Origin of the sequence: Maribacter polysiphoniae, assembly GCF_003148665.1 — a bacterium.
GTDB lineage: Bacteria > Bacteroidota > Bacteroidia > Flavobacteriales > Flavobacteriaceae > Maribacter_A > Maribacter_A polysiphoniae.
Window position 1 is genome coordinate 1 of sequence record NZ_QGGQ01000015.1, and the last position, 23,534, is coordinate 23,534.

At 40.1% G+C, this 23,534-nt stretch carries 19 protein-coding genes, 5 tRNA genes and 1 pseudogene; 1 reads left to right on the forward strand and 24 read right to left on the reverse strand.

Annotation, left to right across the window (positions count from 1 at the left end; translation table 11 throughout):
* Window positions 1–923: pseudogene (locus LX92_RS22545) on the reverse strand (hypothetical protein); the annotation flags it as partial.
* A gap of 405 nt (window positions 924–1,328) precedes the next feature.
* Between LX92_RS22545 and LX92_RS20580 the strand changes: the two are divergent.
* Window positions 1,329–2,918, forward strand: a complete 1,590-nt coding sequence (locus LX92_RS20580) for a peptide chain release factor 3 (protein ID WP_109654656.1) — start codon at window positions 1,329–1,331, stop codon at window positions 2,916–2,918.
* Window positions 2,919–2,975: 57 nt separating this feature from the next.
* Here LX92_RS20580 and LX92_RS20585 read toward each other — a convergent pair whose 3' ends face one another.
* From LX92_RS20585 to LX92_RS22835, 23 genes are all read right to left on the reverse strand, one after another.
* Window positions 2,976–3,287: a DUF3467 domain-containing protein gene (locus tag LX92_RS20585; RefSeq protein ID WP_109654658.1), complete on the reverse strand. Its 312-nt coding sequence runs from the start codon at window positions 3,285–3,287 to the stop codon at window positions 2,976–2,978.
* A gap of 9 nt (window positions 3,288–3,296) precedes the next feature.
* Window positions 3,297–7,595 (reverse strand): DNA-directed RNA polymerase subunit beta', encoded by a 4,299-nt coding sequence (gene rpoC / locus LX92_RS20590; protein WP_109654660.1) that lies wholly within the window; start codon window positions 7,593–7,595, stop codon window positions 3,297–3,299.
* 56 nt (window positions 7,596–7,651) lie between these two features.
* Entirely contained in the window at window positions 7,652–11,461 is a 3,810-nt protein-coding gene (gene rpoB, locus LX92_RS20595; RefSeq protein WP_109654662.1) for a DNA-directed RNA polymerase subunit beta, read from the reverse strand.
* A 130-nt stretch (window positions 11,462–11,591) separates the two neighbouring features.
* Complete coding sequence (rplL, locus tag LX92_RS20600) at window positions 11,592–11,972, reverse strand: 50S ribosomal protein L7/L12 (RefSeq protein WP_109654664.1); 381 nt, start codon at window positions 11,970–11,972, stop codon at window positions 11,592–11,594.
* Window positions 11,973–12,020: 48 nt separating this feature from the next.
* Window positions 12,021–12,539 (reverse strand): 50S ribosomal protein L10, encoded by a 519-nt coding sequence (rplJ, locus tag LX92_RS20605; RefSeq protein ID WP_109654666.1) that lies wholly within the window; start codon window positions 12,537–12,539, stop codon window positions 12,021–12,023.
* 26 nt (window positions 12,540–12,565) lie between these two features.
* Window positions 12,566–13,255, reverse strand: a complete 690-nt coding sequence (rplA, locus tag LX92_RS20610; RefSeq protein WP_109654668.1) for a 50S ribosomal protein L1 — start codon at window positions 13,253–13,255, stop codon at window positions 12,566–12,568.
* 18 nt (window positions 13,256–13,273) lie between these two features.
* The gene (rplK, locus tag LX92_RS20615) at window positions 13,274–13,711 is read right to left on the reverse strand and encodes a 50S ribosomal protein L11 (RefSeq protein WP_109654670.1); all 438 of its coding nucleotides are present in this window, start codon (window positions 13,709–13,711) and stop codon (window positions 13,274–13,276) included.
* Window positions 13,712–13,779: 68 nt separating this feature from the next.
* Window positions 13,780–14,331, reverse strand: coding sequence for a transcription termination/antitermination protein NusG (gene nusG / locus LX92_RS20620; protein ID WP_109654672.1), 552 nt, complete (start codon window positions 14,329–14,331; stop codon window positions 13,780–13,782).
* A gap of 10 nt (window positions 14,332–14,341) precedes the next feature.
* On the reverse strand, window positions 14,342–14,530 hold the full coding sequence (gene secE, locus LX92_RS20625; protein ID WP_109654674.1) for a preprotein translocase subunit SecE: 189 nt from the start codon (window positions 14,528–14,530) through the stop codon (window positions 14,342–14,344).
* A gap of 72 nt (window positions 14,531–14,602) precedes the next feature.
* A tRNA-Trp gene (locus tag LX92_RS20630) sits at window positions 14,603–14,675 on the reverse strand.
* A gap of 67 nt (window positions 14,676–14,742) precedes the next feature.
* On the reverse strand, window positions 14,743–15,930 hold the full coding sequence (gene tuf, locus LX92_RS20635) for an elongation factor Tu (protein WP_109654676.1): 1,188 nt from the start codon (window positions 15,928–15,930) through the stop codon (window positions 14,743–14,745).
* A gap of 57 nt (window positions 15,931–15,987) precedes the next feature.
* Window positions 15,988–16,059: transfer RNA gene (locus LX92_RS20640), tRNA-Thr, on the reverse strand.
* A gap of 295 nt (window positions 16,060–16,354) precedes the next feature.
* Window positions 16,355–16,427 (reverse strand) — tRNA-Gly (locus LX92_RS20645).
* 131 nt (window positions 16,428–16,558) lie between these two features.
* A tRNA-Tyr gene (locus LX92_RS20650) sits at window positions 16,559–16,640 on the reverse strand.
* 24 nt (window positions 16,641–16,664) lie between these two features.
* A tRNA-Thr gene (locus LX92_RS20655) sits at window positions 16,665–16,738 on the reverse strand.
* A gap of 101 nt (window positions 16,739–16,839) precedes the next feature.
* Window positions 16,840–17,142, reverse strand: coding sequence for a ribosome hibernation-promoting factor, HPF/YfiA family (gene hpf, locus LX92_RS20660; RefSeq protein ID WP_109654678.1), 303 nt, complete (start codon window positions 17,140–17,142; stop codon window positions 16,840–16,842).
* 28 nt (window positions 17,143–17,170) lie between these two features.
* Complete coding sequence (locus LX92_RS20665) at window positions 17,171–18,073, reverse strand: tyrosine-type recombinase/integrase (protein WP_109654680.1); 903 nt, start codon at window positions 18,071–18,073, stop codon at window positions 17,171–17,173.
* Between the two features lie 102 nt (window positions 18,074–18,175).
* A complete protein-coding gene (rpsU, locus tag LX92_RS20670; protein ID WP_109654682.1) occupies window positions 18,176–18,370 on the reverse strand; it encodes a 30S ribosomal protein S21 in 195 nt (64 codons plus the stop codon).
* A gap of 135 nt (window positions 18,371–18,505) precedes the next feature.
* Window positions 18,506–19,675, reverse strand: coding sequence for an acyl-CoA dehydrogenase family protein (locus tag LX92_RS20675; protein ID WP_109654684.1), 1,170 nt, complete (start codon window positions 19,673–19,675; stop codon window positions 18,506–18,508).
* 11 nt (window positions 19,676–19,686) lie between these two features.
* Window positions 19,687–20,574, reverse strand: coding sequence for a helix-hairpin-helix domain-containing protein (locus tag LX92_RS20680; RefSeq protein WP_223308442.1), 888 nt, complete (start codon window positions 20,572–20,574; stop codon window positions 19,687–19,689).
* 19 nt (window positions 20,575–20,593) lie between these two features.
* A complete protein-coding gene (locus LX92_RS20685; protein ID WP_109654688.1) occupies window positions 20,594–22,207 on the reverse strand; it encodes an alanine/glycine:cation symporter family protein in 1,614 nt (537 codons plus the stop codon).
* A 90-nt stretch (window positions 22,208–22,297) separates the two neighbouring features.
* Window positions 22,298–23,302, reverse strand: coding sequence for a potassium channel family protein (locus tag LX92_RS20690; RefSeq protein WP_109654690.1), 1,005 nt, complete (start codon window positions 23,300–23,302; stop codon window positions 22,298–22,300).
* Between the two features lies 1 nt (window position 23,303).
* On the reverse strand, window positions 23,304–23,531 hold the full coding sequence (locus tag LX92_RS22835) for a PspC domain-containing protein (RefSeq protein WP_109654692.1): 228 nt from the start codon (window positions 23,529–23,531) through the stop codon (window positions 23,304–23,306).
* Window positions 23,532–23,534 lie beyond the last annotated feature (3 nt).

Genomic DNA, 23,534 nt, shown 5'->3' on the forward strand with positions numbered 1-23,534 from the left:
CCATCCGTGGTCTGGGCCTCAACATTGTCAGGGATGCCGTCATTATCCGAATCGATGTCCAAATGGTTCGGATATCCATCACCATCACTGTCCAGTGGATCGGTCAAAGGATCGTTGTCACCATCAAGGTTGGGGTCTTCCACACTGTCCAAAATACCATCGTTGTCATCATCAAGGTCCGTCATATCAGGTACCCCGTCACCATCGGTGTCGGTACACATGTAGGGTGTTATATACAAAGCAATCAAACTAGAATAAGCTGAAGTCGTATAAAATTCAATATCCGTAACCGGGGATTGAGATTCCCAATCAACACTTATACTAGGATGATTACTTGTAGAAGTTGTATTCTTTACATAATAATTATTCTCTTCTACAGCTGGTATTAAGCCTGAACTTAAAGACCCTATAAATTGATATTCAACGTTGTCCAATGCTACAATGCCATCTTGAGCATCCACAGCTATTCCTGAAGAATGATGGGCCTTTACGATTACAGGTACCGTTCCTTTAATTTTGAAATTAATTGGAAAATCAACTATTGTTCTAAAAAATCCACTTGCATCTGTACTCGCTCCTTCTACACTAACTATAACACTACCTATTGGGAGTCCCCATTTGCTACTTAAATCTATATCAGTGGCCGACAGGCTACCATCATTAACATTATTCTGAAAACCAAAATCACTGGCCGTGATTATTTTTGAAGTCATGGGGGTACAACATGCAGTAACCTCGACATCCCCATCTGTACCTATTTCGGTCGCAACCAATCCCTTAATACCGGAATCAATTATGTTCTTTCCTGAACTAGAAGCAATATTGTTAAAGGAAGTTATCCAAAAACACAGGAAAAGTATTAAAACAAGGTTAATACCTCTCAAGACCTTTCCTTTCAAGTGTACAAAAGTAAAATTTTCCATAAGTGTCAGTAATTATTTACTAATCACCATGGCTATAAGCAGTAATAAATATAAGAAGTGGGGCTTCTATATTTTAACGCAAGATATATTTAAATTTTAGATGGACAAATAGAAAGGAAAACATTAATTTTAAATTTCTTTTAACAACGAAAATTATCGACCAAGTGCAAACCCAAGGGAAATGGACTACCTGTTTATCGATGATTACCAACATTTTATAATTTAATTGGTTTTAGACGCAAAAGTACCTTTTTGAATAAGAATCCCTGTAAAAACCATTTAATCCCACTCTATTATCACCCAATAAAATTGACATGGAAACCGTCACTCCTTTTTGAAATGGAAAATTAAATTGTAAAGGAGCATAATCCTATATTTTACTTTATTTTTGCCGAAAATAATAGTATGGGCTTTAAGAGTGAGATAGCGCGGAGACGTACCTTCGGAATTATATCGCATCCGGATGCAGGGAAAACCACCCTGACGGAGAAATTGTTGCTTTTCGGAGGAGCCATACAAGAGGCAGGTGCCGTAAAAAACAACAAAATAAAAAAAACGGCCACTAGTGACTTCATGGAGATTGAACGGCAAAGGGGTATATCGGTAGCCACGTCTGTTTTAGCCTTTTTATACAAGGATAAGAAAATAAACATACTCGATACCCCTGGACACAAGGATTTCGCTGAAGATACTTTTAGGACATTAACCGCGGTGGACAGTGTCATCGTGGTTGTTGATGTTGCAAAAGGTGTTGAGGAACAGACCATAAAACTCGTGGAGGTATGTAGAATGCGGAATATCCCCATGATTGTATTTATCAACAAGTTGGACCGGGAAGGTAAGGATGCTTTTGACCTACTGGATGATTTGGAACAAAAATTAGGGCTTTCGGTCACCCCTTTGAGTTTCCCTATTGGCATGGGCTATGACTTTAAGGGCATTTATAATATTTATGAGAAGAACATCAATCTTTTCAGTGGTGACAGCAAAAAGAACATTGAGGATACTATTGCCTTCGATAATATTGACAATCCGGAATTGGAAACCATTATCGGTGAAAAAGCCGCCCAGGACTTAAGGGACAATCTTGAATTGGTCCATGGCGTGTATGCCCCGTTTAATGTAGACAGTTATTTAAGCGGTAAACAACAACCTGTATTTTTTGGTTCTGCCTTAAACAATTTTGGTGTTCGTGAACTGCTTGACTGCTTTATAGAGATAGCACCGGCACCCCGTCCAAAAATGGCTGAGGAAAGATTGGTTAACCCCGATGAAAAAGAACTTACTGGCTTTGTTTTTAAGATTCATGCCAATATGGACCCCAAGCATCGAGACCGTTTAGCCTTTATAAAAGTCGTTTCGGGAACTTTCGAAAGAAACAAACCCTATTTACATGTGAGACAAGGCAAGAATCTCAAGTTCTCAAGTCCTAACGCCTTCTTTGCTGAAAAAAAGGAAATCGTCGACACATCCTACCCTGGGGATATTGTAGGGTTGCATGATACCGGTAATTTTAAGATCGGTGACACCCTAACTGAAGGGGAATCACTCCATTACAAGGGAATCCCAAGCTTTTCCCCTGAACATTTTCGCTACATCAACAATGCCGACCCCATGAAATCGAAGCAATTGGGCAAAGGTATTGACCAACTTATGGACGAAGGTGTTGCCCAATTGTTTACTTTGGAATTGAACGGACGAAAAGTCATTGGTACCGTCGGGGCCCTTCAATTCGAGGTGATCCAATATCGCCTCGAGCATGAGTATGGTGCCAAATGCAGTTATGAAAACTTCCCGGTATACAAGGCGTGTTGGGTAGACCCACAAGATGGGAAAAACGATGAATTCAAGGAATTTAAAAGGGTGAAACAAAAATTTTTGGCGAAAGATAAGCAAGGTCAAATGGTCTTCTTGGCCGATTCCCAATTTTCCTTACAAATGACCCAACAAAAATATCCTTCGGTGAAGTTGCATTTCACTTCCGAGTTCAAATAAGAAAACAAAATCCACAAAATAAAAAAACCCATGATTTTATCATGGGTTTTTTTGTTATTAAGCTTCTCCCGAAGGCCCAAAATTAATGGGAATGGGAGGTTGTTCATAATCCTTTATGGTACCATGGGCCTTTTCGAAACGATTAACATTTTCACTCAATGCCTTTAAAAATTTCTTGGCATGCTGTGGTGTTAAAACAATCCTACTTTTTACTTTCGCCTTTGGGGCCCCTGGCATCAAACTGATAAAATCTACTACAAATTCAGAAACCGAATGATTAATGATGGCTAAATTCGAATATATTCCTTCAGCCGTTTTTTCATCGAGTTCGATGTTTATCTGTTTTTGTTTAGGGTCATTACCACTCATAGGTATCGATTAAAATTTCAATGCTTCCTTACGGGCCATAATCTCATCATATTCCTCCTTGGAACCAACAATGATGTTCTCATAATCACGCATTCCAGTACCTGCAGGTATTTTATGACCTACAATTACATTCTCTTTCAATCCTTCAAGGGTATCGACCTTACCACTAACAGCGGCTTCGTTCAATACTTTTGTTGTCTCTTGGAATGAAGCTGCGGAGATAAACGATTTTGTCTGCAATGAAGCCCTAGTGATTCCCTGTAAGATTGGTGTTGCAGTGGCTGCTACAGCATCCCTAGCTTCAACCAAACTCTTATCAGCTCTTTTTAGTACTGAATTTTCATCCCTTAGCTCACGTGCCGAAATAATTTGACCCGCCCTAAGATTTTCCGATTCACCAGCTTCAACCACAACTTTCTTACCGAATATCTCATCGTTTTCTGTAATAAAGTCTGACTTATGTACCAATTGATTTTCCAAGAAAATGGTATCCCCTGGATCTTGGATACGTACTTTTCGCATCATCTGACGTACAACAACCTCAAAGTGCTTATCGTTGATTTTCACACCCTGTAATCGATATACTTCCTGAACTTCATTAACCAAATATTGTTGAACGGCTGAAGGACCTTTTATCGCTAAAATATCCTCTGGGGTAATAGACCCATCGGAAAGCGGCATACCAGCACGTACATAATCATTTTCCTGAACCAATATTTGATTGGACAATTTGACCAAGTATTTCTTGACCTCACCCAATTTGGATTCAATGATGATCTCCCTGTTACCTCGTTTGATCTTACCAAAGGAAACTACACCATCTATCTCGGAAACTACCGCAGGATTTGATGGGTTACGTGCTTCGAACAATTCTGTTACCCTTGGAAGACCACCTGTAATATCCCCTGCTTTTGCAGATTTACGTGGAATTTTCACCAAAATCTTACCTTCCTTGATCTTATCGCCATCATCAACCATTATGTGAGATCCAACAGGCAAGTTATATGAACGTAAAACTTCATTCTTACTGTTCATGATCAACAAGGTAGGAATAAGTTTCTTGTTCCTAGATTCAGAAATAACTTTCTCTTGGAAACCAGTCTGTTCATCAATCTCTACCTGATAGGTAACACCTTGCTCAATATTTTCATAGGCAATTTTACCTGGGAATTCAGATACGATAACACCATTATAGGGATCCCACTGACAAACAACATCACCGCTCTTGATTTTAGCACCGTTCTTTAAGAACAACTGCGAACCATAAGGAATATTATTCGTACTCAATGTAATACCTGTTTTGGCATCAACAATCTTAATTTCCGAAGTTCTAGATATTACAATATCCGAATCATTACCTTCTGAATCTTCACCTTTTACGGTTCTTAAATCCTCAATTTCGGCAATACCATCGAATTTGGCTGTCAATTTATTATCCTCGGAGATGTTACCCGCAATACCCCCAACGTGGAAGGTTCGAAGGGTCAACTGTGTACCTGGTTCACCGATAGATTGTGCGGCAACCACACCAACAGCCTCTCCTCTTTGAACCATTTTGTTGGTAGATAGGTTTCTACCATAACATTTGGCACAAATACCTTTCTCAGCTTCACAGGTTAAGGCAGAACGCACCTCAATCTTTTCAATTGGGGATGCTTCGACTTTCTTAACATCCTCTTCCATGATTTGCTGACCTGCTTTTAAAACAATCTCATCAGTCAATGGATTACGGACATCGTGAAGGGAAACCCTACCGAGTATCCTTTCTCCCAAGGTCTCTACAATCTCCTCATTTTTCTTCAATGGCTCAACGGTAATACCTCTCAATGTTCCACAATCTTCCGTGTTAATGATAACATCCTGGGAAACATCAACCAAACGACGTGTTAGGTAACCTGCATCTGCCGTTTTCAAAGCGGTATCCGCAAGTCCCTTACGGGCACCGTGGGTAGAGATAAAGTATTCCAAAATCGATAACCCTTCCTTAAAGTTGGAAAGAATCGGGTTTTCAATAATCTCACCACCACCTGCTGTGGACTTTTTAGGTTTGGCCATCAAACCACGCATACCTGTCAACTGGCGAATTTGTTCTTTAGAACCCCTTGCACCTGAATCAAGCATCATATACACAGAGTTAAACCCTTGTTGGTCTTCACGAATACGTTTCATGGCCAACTCGGTCAACATTGCATTGGTAGATGTCCAAACATCAATAACTTGGTTATAACGTTCGTTATTTGTGATAAGTCCCATGTTATAGTTGGCCATAATGCCATCTACCTGTACGTTGGCCTCACCGATCATCGTATGTTTTTCAGGTGGGATGATAATATCACCCAAACTGAAGGATAGTCCACCTTTAAAGGCAAACTCGTATCCCATTGTCTTGATCTTATCCAAGAAATCTGCCGTTGTAGGAACATCGGTTACGGCAAGAATACCACCGATAATGTCTCGCAACGATTTTTTATTCAATACTTCATTGATATAACCAGCTTGCTCAGGAACCTCCATATTGAACAATACCCTACCAACGGTTGTCGGTATGATCTGATATACCAGTTCACCTTCTTCATTAAAATCCTTAGCCCTTACCTTAATTCCAGCATTAAGATTCACCATTCCTTCATTGAAGGCGATTTCAACCTCTTCTGCAGAATAGAAAGTCAACCCTTCACCTTTAATAGGTACTTCTGGTGTGGACTTCCTTTCTTTGGTCATATAATAAAGACCCAAGACCATATCCTGTGAAGGTACCGTAATAGGTGATCCGTTTGCTGGGTTCAAGATGTTATGGGAAGCCAACATCAACAATTGGCATTCCAGAATTGCTTCTGGGCCCAATGGTAAATGGACTGCCATTTGATCCCCATCAAAATCCGCATTAAACGCCGTACATACCAGTGGATGCAAACGTATGGCCTTACCTTCTATAAGTTTTGGCTGGAACGCTTGTATACCCAATCTGTGCAATGTAGGGGCCCTGTTCAACATAACAGGGTGTCCTTTCAATACGTTTTCAAGAATATCCCAAACAACGGGTTCTTTTTTATCTATTATTTTTTTAGCTGATTTAACGGTTTTTACTATACCCCTTTCAATCAACTTTCGAATTACGAATGGTTTGTACAGTTCGGCAGCCATATCTTTTGGAAGACCGCATTCGAACAATCGCATTTCAGGACCTACAACGATAACAGAACGTGCCGAATAATCAACACGCTTACCTAGTAAGTTCTGACGAAAACGACCTTGCTTTCCTTTCAATGAATCGGAAAGGGATTTCAAAGGTCTATTCGATTCCGTTTTAACTGCAGATGCTTTTCTGGTATTATCAAAAAGTGAATCAACAGCTTCTTGAAGCATACGTTTCTCATTTCTAAGAATCACTTCCGGTGCTTTGATCTCGACCAATCGCTTCAATCGATTGTTTCTTATGATTACCCTTCTATATAGATCATTCAAATCGGAAGTCGCAAAACGACCACCATCCAAAGGTACCAAAGGACGTAATTCCGGTGGAATAACCGGAATAACCTTCATGATCATCCATTCAGGTCTATTTTCCCTATTCTCTTGGGATTCCCTTAAGGCCTCAACCACTTGAAGTCGTTTTAGGGCTTCGGTCTTACGTTGTTTGGAAGTCTCTGTATTGGCTTTATGTCTTAATTCATATGACAATTCCTTAAGATCGATACGTGCCAATAGATCAATAAGGCATTCTGCACCCATCTTAGCTATGAACTTGTTGGGGTCGCTATCTTCCAAGTATTGGTTTTCCTGTGGGATAGTCTCAAGAATATTCAAATATTCCTCTTCCGTAAGGAAATCCATCTTATTGACCTCCTCACCCTCAGGGCCTTTTGCAATACCGGGCTGTATTACTACATAACGTTCGTAGTAAATGATCATATCCAATTTCTTGGAAGGTAACCCTAAAAGGTAACCGATTTTATTCGGTAACGAACGGAAGTACCAAATATGGGCAACAGGTACAACTAAATTGATATGTCCTACCCTATCCCTTCGAACCTTCTTCTCGGTAACCTCTACACCACAGCGATCACAAACGATACCACGGTAACGAATCCTCTTGTATTTACCACAAGCACATTCATAATCCTTCACAGGGCCGAAAATACGCTCACAGAAAAGACCGTCACGCTCTGGTTTGTGCGTTCTGTAGTTTATGGTTTCAGGCTTTAAAACTTCACCCCTTGACTCTGCCAAAATAGCTTCTGGAGATGCCAAACCGATTGAAATCTTATTAAACCTTTTAATTGGGTTATTATCTTTTATTCTAGCCATAATAAATGGTGATACTAATTAAATGTGTTCTAAAATCCTTTATAACATAGATTTATCTATTCCTCCAATCTAATGTCCAAACCTAATCCCTTAAGTTCGTGCATTAACACGTTGAAAGATTCTGGTAAACCAGGTTCTGGCATAGTCTCTCCCTTAACGATAGACTCGTAGGTTTTGGCCCTACCAATGACATCATCGGACTTCACTGTGAGTATTTCACGTAGTGTAGCTGATGCACCGTATGCTTCCAATGCCCAAACTTCCATCTCTCCAAATCGCTGACCACCAAATTGTGCTTTACCACCTAATGGTTGCTGGGTAATCAAGGAGTATGGTCCTATGGAACGTGCGTGCATCTTATCATCTACCATGTGACCCAATTTCAACATGTAGATTACCCCAACCGTAGCGGGCTGATCAAAACGTTGTCCTGTACCACCATCATATAAATACGTATGGCCAAATCTTGGTATTCCAGCCTCATCAGTATACGCATTGATCTCATCCAAAGTTGCTCCATCAAAAATCGGTGTTGCATACTTTTTGCCTAATTTAAGTCCAGCCCAACCAAGAACCGTTTCATAAATCTGACCAATGTTCATACGGGAAGGTACCCCTAATGGATTCAATACGATATCAACTGGAGTACCATCTTCCAAGAAAGGCATGTCCTCGTGACGTACAATTCTTGAAACGATACCTTTGTTACCATGTCGACCGGCCATTTTATCACCTACTTTAAGCTTACGCTTTTTGGCGATATATACTTTGGCCAGTTTCATGATTCCGGCTGGTAGTTCATCACCAACGGAAATCGTGAATTTATCCCTTCTCAGATTCCCTTGAAGGTCATTAAGTTTGATTTTATAGTTATGCAATAGATCGGCGACCAATTCATTGGTATCCTTATCCGTAGTCCAAGTCCCTGCTACCAAATGCGCAAAATCATCAACGGAGTTCAACATCTTCATGGTATATTTCTTGCCTTTTGGAAGAACTTCCTCTCCCAAATCGTTCAATACACCTTGTGATGTCTTACCATTGATCAATGTGAACAATTTCTCAACCAAAACATCCTTAAGCTGTTGGAATTTCACTTCGTATTCCAGTTCCAAGTTTGAAATCGCTTCCTTATCCTCAGAACGCTTACGCTTATCCTTAATAGATCTTGAGAACAATTTTTTATCGATAACAACACCTCGTAATGAAGGGGAGGCTTTTAAGGAAGCATCCTTTACATCACCTGCCTTATCACCAAATATAGCGCGAAGTAATTTTTCTTCCGGAGTTGGATCGGACTCACCTTTTGGGGTAATCTTACCAATAAGGATATCTCCAGGCTTTACTTCAGCCCCAATACGGATCATACCGTTTTCATCAAGGTCTTTTGTGGCCTCTTCAGAAACATTGGGAATATCATGTGTTAATTCTTCCGCTCCCAATTTGGTGTCACGGACTTCCAATGAATATTCATCAACATGGATGGATGTAAAAATATCCTCACGAACAACTTTTTCGGAAATCACGATCGCATCCTCAAAGTTATATCCTTTCCAAGGCATAAAGGCAACAGTAAGGTTTCTACCCAATGCCAATTCACCTTTTTCAGTAGCATAACCTTCACAAAGTACTTGTCCTTTTTTGACCCTATCCCCCCTTTTGACGATAGGTTTAAGGTTGATACTCGTACCTTGGTTGGTTTTTCTAAACTTAACCAAGTTGTACGTTTTATCATCATCATCAAAACTGATCAACCTTTCACTTTCGGTTCTATCATATTTGATCGTTATTTTTTGGGCGTCGACATACTCAATAACACCATCACCTTCGGCATTGATCAATACCCTTGAATCGGAAGCCACCTGTCTTTCAAGACCGGTACCTACAATCGGGGATTGAGGTTTCAATAACGGTACAGCCTGACGCATCATGTTTGATCCCATCAATGCCCTGTTCGCATCATCATGTTCCAAGAAAGGAATCAAGGAAGCTGAAATAGAGGCTATTTGATTAGGGGCAACATCGGTGTAGTTGATCTCTTTTGGATCAACTACTGGGAAATCACCTTCTTCCCTTGCAATTACCTTATCGGTATCAATCTGACCATCTTCTTTCAAAGGAATGTTCGCCTGGGCAATTTTCATTCCTTCTTCCTCCTCAGCACTTAAATATAAGTATTCATTGGTATTGACCTTGGCATCATTTACTTTACGGTAAGGTGTCTCCAAGAATCCCATAGGATTCACTTTGGCAAAAACCGCAAGTGAAGATATCAAACCAATATTCGGACCTTCAGGGGTTTCAATAGGACATAACCTACCATAGTGTGTATAATGGACATCACGTACCTCAAAACCAGCACGCTCCCTAGAAAGACCACCTGGCCCTAGGGCCGACAATCTACGTTTGTGCGTAATCTCTGCCAACGGATTCGTTTGATCCATAAACTGGGACAACTGGTTCGTACCAAAGAAGGAATTAATCACAGAAGACAACGTCTTTGCATTAATCAAATCTATTGGGGTAAACACCTCGTTATCACGAACGTTCATACGTTCACGAATAGTTCTGGCCATACGGGCAAGACCTACACCAAATTGCGAAGACAATTGTTCACCCACAGTACGTACACGACGGTTGGAAAGGTGATCAATATCATCGATCTCTGCTTTAGAGTTGATCAACTCGATCAAATACTTGATAATTGTAATGATATCTTCCTTGGTCAAGACCTGCTTGTCCATTCCAATATCCAATTGTAATTTTTTGTTCATTCGGTAACGACCAACCTCTCCTAGGTTGTACCGTTGATCTGAGAAGAACAGTTTGTCAATGATACCACGAGCTGTTTCCTCATCGGGCGGTTCAGCATTACGTAATTGACGGTATATATGTTCTACAGCCTCTTTTTCAGAGTTTGTAGGATCTTTTTGTAATGTATTATGGATTATGGCATAATCGGACTGTGCATTATTCTCTTTATGCAAAAGAATGGTCTTCACATCCGCTTCCAAAATTTCTTCGATATGGTCTTTTTCCAAGACGGTATCACGATCTAGTATGATTTCGTTTCTTTCGATAGATACCACTTCACCAGTATCCTCGTCTACGAAATCCTCATGCCATGTGTTCAAAACCCTTGCAGCCAATTTACGCCCCAAGACCTTTTTCAATCCTGCCTTTGAAACTTTCACCTCTTCCGAAAGGTCGAATATCTCAAGAATATCCTTATCACTTTCGAACCCTATGGCTCTGAACAAAGTAGTTACAGGTAATTTTTTCTTTCTATCGATATAGGCGTACATAACACCATTGATATCGGTAGCAAATTCTATCCAGGACCCTTTAAATGGAATAACCCTTGCCGAGTACAATTTAGTACCATTGGCATGGAATGATTGTCCAAAGAATACACCTGGCGAACGGTGTAATTGCGATACAACAACACGTTCTGCCCCGTTGATAACAAAAGTACCACTTGGCGTCATATAAGGAATCGTACCCAAGTACACATCCTGTACGATGGTCTCAAAATCCTCATGTTCGGGATCAGTACAATATAATTTCAATCTAGCTTTTAAAGGCACACTATGGGTAAGACCACGCTCGATACATTCTTGGATGGAATATCGCGGTGGATCTATGAAATAATCAAGAAATTCCAACACAAACTGGTTACGTGTGTCTGTTATTGGAAAGTTTTCCATGAAGGTATTATACAATCCTTCATTGCCCCTTTCGTCAGATTTTGTTTCAAGTTGAAAGAAATCTTGAAATGATTTAATCTGAATGTCCAAGAAATCCGGATATGCCGGCGTGTTCTTAGCGGATGCAAAATTTATTCTCTCAGTCTGATTTGTGAACATCTATGGACAAAATTTTGATCATGAATACTAATGGGTCGTATATGACTTCATATACTTAATGCATAAAAAGGCTTAGGTCTGACCACAAACTGTGGTAAGACCTAAACCCAAACTGTTATGGTAGTAGCGACTATTTAAGCTCAACTTCTGCTCCTGCTTCTTCCAATGATTTTTTAATACCTTCAGCTTCGTCTTTAGATACACCTTCTTTAACTGCTTTTGGTGCGCTATCAACAATATCCTTAGCATCTTTCAATCCTAAACCGGTCAATTCCTTAACCAATTTTACAACTGCCAATTTAGAGGCACCGGCTGCTTTCAAAATTACATCGAATTCTGTTTTTTCCTCAACAGCTTCACCACCTTCAGCAGCTCCACCACCTGCGGCAACAGCTACAGCAGCAGCTGCTGGCTCGATACCGTATTCTTCTTTTAATATATCAGCCAACTCATTAACCTCTTTTACGGTCAAGTTAACCAATTGTTCTGCGAAATCTTTCAAATCTGCCATTTTTCTATCGTTTAATAAAATTTTAAAATATAATTGTTTAAGTGCGTACTATTCCCTTTCTGATAATGTCTTTAGGATACCAGCAAGTTTTCCACCACCGGATTTAAGACCAGAAATAACATTCTTGGCTGGCGATTGCAACAAGCCAATAATTTCCCCGATCATCTCTTCCCTTGATTTTATACTTACCAAAGCATCCAATTTGTCATCACCAACAAATATGGCTTCCTCTACGAAAGCTCCTTTCAACAAAGGCTTATCAGACTTTTTTCTAAAGGTCTTAATAAGTTTTGCCGGTCCATTTCCTGCCTCGGAGAACATCAATGAAGTGTTTCCCTTTAAAACCTCAGGAAGTTCACCGAAATCTTTATCGGAAGCTTCCATTGCCTTGGCAAGAAGTGTGTTTTTAACTACTGCAAGTTTAATATTGGCCTTAAAACACGCTCTTCTTAAATTTGAAGTTGTGGTCGCATCCAATCCCGAAATATCAGCTAAATAAATAGTTGAATTTTCAGCTAACTGGGCAGTTAAATCTTCTATAACGTTTAATTTCTCTTCTCTTGTCATAATTAAAATTTTAGACTACCAGTTACTTAAACCGTTTTTGGATCCAATTGAACACTTGGGCTCATGGTGCTTGACATGAAAATACTTTTCATATAAACCCCTTTGGATGCTGAAGGCTTCAATTTATTCAAGGTATCCAATAACTCTTGGGCGTTTTCCGCGATTTTATCTACTGAGAAGGAAGCCTTTCCAATAGCAGCATGTACAATACCCGTCTTATCAACCTTGAAATCAATCTTACCGGCCTTCACCTCTGTTACCGCCTTGGCAACATCCATAGTAACCGTACCTGTCTTTGGGTTAGGCATTAATCCCCTTGGTCCTAAAACACGTCCTAAAGGTCCTAATTTACCCATTACGCTTGGCATGGTGATGATAACATCAACATCGGTCCAACCGCTTTTTATTTTTTCCAAATATTCATCCAACCCAACGTAATCAGCTCCGGCTTCTTTAGCCTCTGCTTCCTTATCAGGTGTAACCAAAGCCAAAACCTTGACATCTTTTCCTGTACCATGTGGTAGGGTAACCACCCCACGAACCATCTGATTTGCCTTTCTAGGATCTACCCCTAAACGAACTGCAAGATCAATGGATGCATCGAACTTAGTATTGGTAATTTCTTTTATTAAAGCCGAACCCTCTTCAACTGAGTATAATCTATCTTTCTCAATTTTAGCGTGGGCTTCTTTTTGCTTCTTTGTTAACTTTGCCATTTAATTGCTTTTAAGAATTTAAAAAGGTCTTGTACCTGATACCTTTAGACCCATAGACCTAGCTGTTCCTGCAATCATGCTCATCGCCGATTCTACAGTAAACGCATTTAGATCCACCATTTTGTCCTCTGCTATCACCTTGACTTGATCCCAGGAAACACTTCCTGATTTGACTCTGTTAGGTTCGCCAGATCCTTTCTTAATCTTAGCCGCTTCCAAAAGTTGAACTGCCGCTGGCGGTGTTTTAACGATAAAGTCAAATGACTTATCTTTATATACCGTGATAACAACTGGTAATACTTTACCTGGTTTATCCTGTGTACGCGCGTTGAACTGCTTACAGAATTCCATGATGTTAACACCGGCAGCACCTAAGGCGGGTCCAACCGGTGGCGACGGATTCGCTGCACCTCCCCTAACTTGTAGTTTAACTACTTTACCTACTTCTTTTGCCATTGTTTAAAATTAAATTGAAAGTGTGTCTTTAGGAAGCAACACAACTTTTAAATATGTAACAAAAATTTTTAAATCTTCTCTACTTGCATATAGCTTAATTCCAATGGTGTTTTTCTTCCGAAAATTTTAACCATTACCTCAAGCTTACGTTTTTCTTCATTGATTTTCTCAACAGTACCGTTGAACCCATTAAAAGGCCCATCAATAACCTTGACCGTTTCCCCGTGGATGAATGGTATGGCAACACTATCTGTATTAACCGCCAATTCATCTACTTTTCCTAGCATTCGGTTGACCTCCGTTTTCCTCAAAGGAACCGGATCACCACCTTTCGTTTCACCCAAAAAACCAATTACATTGGTAATCGAACGTATAATATGGATCATTTCACCTCCTAAATTGGCTTTGACCATAATATAACCCGGAAAATAAACCCTTTCTTTGTTTATCTTCTTACCATTTCTTATCTGTACTACCTTTTCCGTAGGTACCAAAACCTCTTCCAAGTAATCAGAAAAACCAAGTCTGGCAACCTCACTTTCAATGTAGCCTTTGATTTTATTCTCCTGACCACTGACCGCCCTTACCACATACCATTTCTTTTCCAATACTTCTGACATAAGGCTAGACTTAATTTAAAACGTTCGTAAAATAAAGCTTGATCAATTTACTGAAGACAGAATCCACTCCCCATGTAGCCAAAGCGAACAGCACAGAAAAAACTGCCACCACTACCATAAGATTAGATGATTCCGCTTTTGAAGGCAAGGTAACATTGTGCCTTAATTCTTCAATTGATTCCTTTATATACGTCAACATTTGATATATTCTTTAAATTAAACAGAAAGAAACCCTTAACGCAATTGCCATCAGATTTCTATCTAATTCCTGCACGGGAGGAGAGACTCGAACTCCCGACACCTGGTTTTGGAGACCAGTGCTCTACCAACTGAGCTACACCCGTTTATATTTACATTGAAAGGTATCCCGCTAGAGCGGGACACCTTATATGTAAACTAGTATTCTAAGATTTAATCTATAATCTTGGTTACCTGACCGGCACCAACTGTTCTACCACCTTCACGGATAGCGAAACGTAATCCTTCACTTAAAGCGATAGGCTGAATCAAATCAACAGTTATCGTTAAGTTATCACCAGGCATAACCATTTCAACACCACTAGGAAGACTAATGTTACCAGTAACATCGGTAGTTCTTACGTAGAATTGTGGACGATAGTTATTATGGAATGGTGTGTGACGACCACCTTCTTCTTTTTTAAGGATATAAACCTCTGCTTCAAATTTAGCATGTGGCTTAACAGAACCTGGCTTACAAATTACCATACCTCTGCTTATCTGTGCTTTTTCAATACCTCTTAACAAGATACCTACGTTATCACCAGCTTCACCTCTATCCAATATCTTACGGAACATTTCAACACCAGTAATGGTAGAAGACAATTTCTCTGCACCCATACCAATGATATCAACTGCATCACCAGTATTGGCAACACCAGTTTCGATACGACCTGTAGCAACAGTTCCACGACCAGTAATAGTGAATACATCCTCAACAGGCATTAAGAAATCCTTCTCAACATCCCTTTTTGGCAACTCGATCCATGAATCAACAGCATCCATCAATTCCATAACGGTATCAACCCATTTTTGCTCACCGTTAAGTGCACCAAGGGCAGATCCTGAAATAACAGGTCCATTATCACCATCATACTCATAGAAAGAAAGCAATTCCCTTACTTCCATCTCAACAAGCTCTAAAAGCTCCTCATCATCAACCATGTCAACTTTATTCAAGAAAACAACGATTCTAGGAATACCTACCTGACGACCTAATAGGATGTGCTCACGAGTTTGTGGCATTGGACCATCTGTTGCAGCAACAACCAAGATAGCACCATCCATTTGGGCAGCACCAGTTACCATGTTCTTTACGTAATCCGCGTGACCAGGACAGTCAACGTGTGCGTAGTGACGGTTTGCTGTTTGGTACTCAACGTGAGAAGTATTAATGGTTATACCCCTTTCTTTTTCTTCAGGAGCGTTATCGATAGAATCGAAACTTCTCAATTCAGAAAGTCCTGCATTTGCCAATACCGTAGTAATAGCAGCAGTTAATGTAGTTTTACCGTGATCCACGTGTCCAATAGTGCCTATATTTAAGTGCGGTTTGGAACGATCGAAAGTTTCCTTTGCCATTTTAAATGAATTTTAATCTTAGTTTATATATTAGTGTACAATTATATGCCTTAATTGAGCCAACGACGAGATTTGAACTCGTGACCTCTTCCTTACCAAGGAAACGCTCTACCCCTGAGCTACGTCGGCTTGTTGGGTTCTCTTGGTTGATGCTAAACGTTTACTGATAAACAACATCGAAATTACAACAAACGCCAACCCAAGGTTTTCGAGTCCTAGACCAAAACTTAACCGACCTGCACCAGAATCAATCAAAAATTGACCCCGTCCTTTCTTCACTACCCAAAGAACATATCAAAGAAAATAGCTTCATTTGACATTCAGGCGGAAGAACGGGCTACCTTCGACTACGCTCAGGACTGACTTCTCACCCCATATTCCACAATCGAAATGAACACACATTCATTATCCTGTGAAATATTAGAGCGGGAGACCGGGTTCGAACCGGCGACATTCAGCTTGGAAGGCTGACGCTCTACCAACTGAGCTACTCCCGCATTTTATATTTCAAAATTTCAATTTCAAGACCCTTTTACCGATCTTACCCAAAGTCCGGACTTCCCGAACCCGTTATTCAATACAACCCAGAAATCAACACTTCCAGATTAACTTTTTTTTTAAAATATAGTGGGGAGAGCAGGATTCGAACCTGCGAAGACGTAGTCAGCAGATTTACAGTCTGCCCTCGTTGGCCGCTTGAGTATCTCCCCAATCCATATTTTAAAGAACTTTTGAGCCGATAGAGGGACTCGAACCCACGACCTGCTGATTACAAATCAGCTGCTCTAGCCAGCTGAGCTACATCGGCCTTTCAACCCTTTTTTTAGCATAAAAAAGTCCGCTATTTCTAACGGACTGCAAATGTATATATTTATTTGTTTAATCAAAATAAAATTCGAAAAAAATTCATCATACTTTTTCACGTTGCATTTCTTTCATTTTTTTCACTTTCCTTTCCAAGGAGCTACATGCCGAATCTACAGCCTCTTCGAATGACTTGCACTGCTTTTTGACAATAAACCTATCCTTGGGTACATTTAGTCTAATTTCCACAATCTTATTTTCCTTTGAACTCGTATTCTCTACTTTCAAATAAACATCCGCACTTATTACCTTATCGTAGAAAGTCTCTATTTTATCCAATCTACTTTGGACAAAATCCAACAATTTTACATCGGCATTGAAGTTAACTGATTGCGCATTTACTTTCATAGGCTAAAATTTAATATGTTAAACAATTTTATCGCCCTTGCGATTTTTTACCCCTTGGGTGGGCTGATGCGTGAATTTTTTTGAGTTCAGCTATACTATTATGTGTGTATACTTGTGTTGAAGCCAAACTTGAATGGCCTAGCAACTCTTTCACCGAATTTAAATCCGCCCCTTTATTGAGTAAATGAGTCGCAAAGGTATGTCTCAAAATATGTGGACTCCTTTTTACCTTGGAGGACACCTCTCTAAAATACTTATTTATAATTCTATAAACAAGGGTTTCATATATTTTATTGCCCGTATTGGTAAGAAAAAGAAACTGCCCATCCCCAATAGTTCGCAAGCCGTCCCTGAGCGGCATATAAGAGCGGAACAATTCTACAGTCGGCAACAACAAAGGCACGATACGCTCCTTATTGCGTTTCCCTAGTACTTTGAGCGATCGCCCACCAAGATCAACATCATTGATTTTAATATTGACAAGCTCTGCCCTTCGTATTCCGGTCGTATACAACAACTCAATGACCAACTTATCCCTCCTACCCTCAAAATCATCCGCAAAGGGCAATTGCGACAAAACAGCCTGCATTTCTTCCTCCGAAAAAGGGACTTCGATTTTCTTCGCCGTTTTAAGGGCTTTGTGTTTGGCCAAGGGATTCACCGCCACGACACCTATCTGCTGTAAAAATTTATAGTACGCCTTTAGAGAGGCCACCTTTCTATTCACAGACCTATTGGATATTCCCGAATTGACCAAGCTGACGATCCAACTTCTTACAACGGGATATTCCGCATTATCAACATCCAAAAGACCATGCTCATCGGCACAAAAAGCGACAAAAGACAAAATATCCTTTTCATACGCATTTACGGTATGCGCCGAATAATTCTTTTCCAAACGCAAATAAGAAACAAACTTGGATATCGACATACCACAAAGTTAGCAAAGTTGCCGTTGCAATTTCCTTAAATAAAAAAATCCCATCAAATGATGGGATTTTTTATCAATAATTGTACACTACCAAATAAGATTCTAGATTTCTTCTTGATCTCTTAAACCTTGAATGTATTGTGCTTTTTGTATTTGTGCTCTTCTTTGAACTGAAGGCTTAGTAAATTGCTGACGTTTACGCAATTGACGCATGGTACCAGTCTTATCGAACTTTCGCTTGAAGCGCTTTAAAGCTCTGTCTATGTTCTCTCCTTCTTTTATTGGTATAATTAACATGGGCTACAACCTCCTCTCTTTTGTGATTAAGGGTGCAAATATAGAAACTTATTTAGAATTGAGCACTACTTATTTGCGAATTATACGTCAATTTTTATCCGTATCGATCGGCATACCTTAATCTACAGGCTATTATCAAGCCTTAGGGGCACGATATTCTTTCTTATCGATGATGATTTTGGCTATAATCTCCTTTAGTATCTCTGATGTACCCCCACCAATAGGCCCCAATCGACTATCCCTGAACATACGTGCCATGGGATACTCCTCCATATAGCCATACCCCCCTAGGAACTGCAAACAATCGTAAGCCACCTTATCTGCCATTTCGGTAGATTTCAATTTTGAAATTGTGGCTTCCTTTACAACATATTCACCTCTATCCATCTTATACGCCACACCATAATTATACTGCTTACACAGTTCCATACTAGCATGGCCATCAACCAACTTATGCCTTAAGACCTGATATTGATTGATCGGTTTTCCAAAAGTTTCCCTTTCCGACATATACTGCATGGCATAATCAAGGGCATATTCTGCCCTGGCATGGGCATTGATCCCCATAACCAGTCGTTCAAGGGCAAATGCCTGCATTATCAATCCAAATCCGTTACCCTCACCCCCCATTAGATTGGAAGCGGGAACTTTTACATCATCAAAAGCAAGTTCCGCCGTATCCGAGGCACGCCACCCCAATTTATCCAATTTATTGGCGGAAATACCTTTACTGTTCAAGTCGACAATAAATAAGCTTATCCCCTTGTTCCCCGCGTCCGGATCGGTTTTTGCCGCAAGAATGCAATAATCACCATGCACCCCGTTCGTAATAAACGTCTTTGACCCATTGATGATATAAGTATCCCCATTTTTAACGGCGGTCGTTCTCATACCAGCCACATCACTACCTCCAAAAGGTTCGGTCACCCCTAAACAGCCAACCTTCTCCCCATGGACACTAGGGGTCAAATAAGCCTCCTTTTGCCCATGACTGGCATTTTTATTCAAGTGCACCATGGCCAGGTAAGCATGTGCCCACATGGCAGCAGCGAAACCGCCAGAATTCACTTTCTGAAGTTCTTCTAAAAAGATTACGGTATAGAAGATATCAAGTCCCAACCCCCCATAGGATTCATCGATGGCAAGACCAAAATAACCCATTTCACCAAACTTTTTCCAGATGAAACGCTCTATGCTACCTTCGGACTCCCATTTATTGATATGGGGAATCACTTCTTTCGACAAAAAATCCCTGAGACTCTCTCTAAATAACTGATGTTCTTCAGTAAAGTACATGCTCTGCATAGCCATTAAATTTATAACGCCAAATATAACTTAATTCTATCAATCTTCTCAATTGGAAAATTCTCAATATTTAACAATTCATCAAAGGAATCTATACTTCCTTTAGCATTTCTGTAATCAATTATGCTATTTGCTACATTATTTTGAATATATACTAATTTTGATAGTTTTTTAGCCGATGCCGTATTAATGTTTATTTTTTCAATATCAGGCTTTTTCAGCACCTGAAATCGCACCAAAGTCCGCTCAACGACCTCCGGTTCCAGTCCGTATACATCATACAATTGTTCATTTACCAGAAAGCCACCCAACCGATTCCTGAATTTGATTATTCTTTCGGATAATTTATCCCCAATTCCATAAATCGATTTTAATTCACTGGCGGTGACCGAATTAAGATCCTTGACCCCAATCTCCCCAACAATCCGATGTTGATTATTTTTATTGTCCACAATATCAGCTGTCCGGGATACTGTTTTTCGTGTGGTATTTCTATTGACCCATTCCGGAAACTTAAAATACGGTGCCATACGTTTCAGCAAAGAATCCGGAACTCCTGTGACCTTTTGAAATTCCTCAACGCTATTTACGTATGAATTCTTTTTCCGGTAGGCATGCAGCCGATCGATCTCCTCTGGGGTCATCCCCAAAGTATATCCTTTATGATCTGAAATATAATTGGGATTGAAGGGAAACAATCGGGTCGAATCTTTTTGAAGCGTCACTAGTTTTAGCGAATCCAACTTTTCTTGGGTTTCCCTATCAATGGTCAGACTGGGTTCCAAAGTGTGGGAAGCATTTTTTACCAAGTAGAAAACCACTTGCAAGACAACAATGATCAAGAGCAAAAAGAAAATCCCACTTTTCTCTTGTTTACTAAAAGAAAAATGGGACTTCATATTCTTCAAACCGCACTACTTATTTCCTAACTGTCTTTATAGCACTCATATACTTGTTCATTTCCTCTTTCACTCTTGGAAACAACAATAGAAGACCTATCATATTCGGAAATACCAATGCCAAAATCATTGCATCCGAAAAAGCAAATACAGCGCCCATAGAGGCTGAAGCCCCAATTACGATAAAAGCGATGAACAAAATTTTGTAAACCAAATCAGCAATTTTCCCCCTACCGAACAAAAATTTCCAGGATTGAAGTCCATAATAAGACCATGATATCATCGTTGAAACCGCAAAAAGCACCACTGCCAAGGTCAATACGTACGGGAACCAAGGAATGACGGATTCAAAGGCCATTGATGTTAAATTAACACCACCCAAAGACACTCCGTTGACAATAACATTTCCGGCACCATCACCACCATATTCAAAAACGCCTCCGCTGTTGTAAAATATAATCACCAAAGCCGTCATGGTACAAATCACCACCGTATCGATAAACGGCTCTAAAAGGGCCACAATACCTTCACTGGCCGGGTATTTGGTTTTTACGGCAGAATGCGCAATAGCCGCTGAACCGGCTCCGGCCTCATTGGAGAAAACGGCTCTTCTAAAGCCTACGATCAACACCCCGAACAATCCTCCTAGTCCGGCTTCGGGTGTAAACGCCCCTTTAAAAATAAGCACGAATGCATCGTCGATATATGAAAAGTTCGCGAAAATCACAATAAGACAGGCAATGGCATATATAATTGCCATGAACGGCACTATTTTTTCTGTTACGGAAGCAATTCTTTTGATTCCCCCGATAATAACGATACCGACAACAATGGCCAAAAGCACTCCAATGATAAATCCTGTTGATCCACCTTGTAATCCCATCATTGCCGCCAATTGTTCCGCTGCCTGATTTGACTGTACAGCGTTGCCACCACCAAAGGAGGCCCCAACACAAAGTATAGCGAAAACAACGGCCAATGCCTTACCAAGACCTGTATAACCCCTTTCCTTCAAACCTCTGGAAAGATAATACATCGGCCCCCCATGAACGGTACCATCCGCATCAAAATCACGGTACTTAACCCCCAAGGTACATTCGACGAATTTGGTAGACATACTCAATAAGCCACATAAAATCATCCAGAATGTAGCTCCAGGACCACCAATGGCAATTGCCAAGGCGACACCAGCAATATTCCCTAAGCCTACAGTACCTGAAACAGCTGTTGCCAGGGCTTGAAAGTGGCTTACCTCCCCATGCTTGCTCTCATCACGAATGGTATCAGGCAAATCTCCATCAACAATATTAACCTCTGCCTTTTCCACACCATGACCTTCAGGTGCCTCCAGTTCGTCATACTTACCCCTAACCACATTAATGGCCAATGGGAACTTGGTGATATTGACAAAACCAAAATACAAAGTAAAAAAAGTAGCCCCTAGTACCAATACAATCACAACAAGGGGTATACCGGTTCCGGGAACCTGCCAAAATACTATTCCTTCCCAAACTGCAGTAATAGGCTCAAACCAAGCATTTATTCGCTCGTCGATTCCCATTTCTGATGTTTCTTGGGAAAAAGTTACAAAAGGCAACAAAAAGAAAAGAAAAGAAAGCATTTTATACTTCATAAGGTCTAATTAGGTTGGTTAAAAAAACGAATTAAGCAATATCTAAAAAAAAACTGTTCAATCAAAGAGTAATAGACAAAAAGAAACTTGTTATAGATTAAACATTTCGTTTAATCTTCGAATCTGTTCAGGCCTTCCCAAAACAATAATCTTACTTTTGGGCTGCAGTTGCATATCGGCCTCCGGGTTAATGGTGTATTTGCCATCCGGTGCGATATAACCTATTATGGTACACCCCGTCTTACGCCTTAAATCAAGATCTCGAAGGGACTTGTGATCTCCCTGTTCTGCAAAATCCTCAATAGCGACTTCCTCTAGGTTTGTGGTATGTTCGCCTTCCAACGACAACTCGTCCATAAACGAAATCAAATCGGGCATTACCACTAACGAGGCCATATGGTCACCACCGATTTTATCGGGCATGATCACTTGGTTGGCACCGGCCAGTATCAATTTTTTCTGTGATGTGACCAGCGATGCCCTACTTATGATATTCAATTTTTTGTTCAATTGTCTAGCGGATAAAACCACAAACAGGTTTGCTGCATCTTCGGGCAATGTGGTAATAATATTATCGGCCCGTTCTATTCCGGCTTCCATCAACACCTCATCATCATTGGCATCCCCTTCGACAAATAAGATACTATCCTCAAATTTATCAATGACCTCCCGATCCTTTTCGACAACGACAAAAGGCCTATTAAAGGCTTTCAGTCTAATGGCCGCTTGATTTCCATTTCGACCAAAACCACAGATAATCACATGGTTGGATAGTGCATTGATCATGTTCTTCACTTTTTTCTTTTTTAAAATATCCATGGTATTCCTACTTAAAATATACTCCGTTATCACTGAAATGGAAAATGCAAATATGAATACACTTGAGATTATTAAAAATACCGTAAAAACCTTTGCTTCCCCGCTTAATGGGCCTACTTCGGAAAAACCGACCGTAGTTACCGTTATAACGGTCATGTAAAAGGCATCCAACCAAGATAGATTGGACAATATCCTATAACCTATGATCCCAGTCGCCAGAACAAACCCAATCAAAGCGATGGCCAAATAGATTTTAGAACGAAAAAGTCGAATCATATTAAAGATCAAAAACTGAGGTTCTTTTGGTATATACCAAATCTTTGATCTTTAACCAAAAAGCCAAAAAAAGATAGAGTGCAAACCCAAACCCCAAAGTTACGAATGTAAGGTAAATGAACGACGTTCTAACCACTCTGGCACGAATCCCCATGCGTTCTGCAATTCGCCTACATACCTCGAATCCCCTTTTTTGAAAATAATATAAAAGTTGATAGAAAACATTCATAAT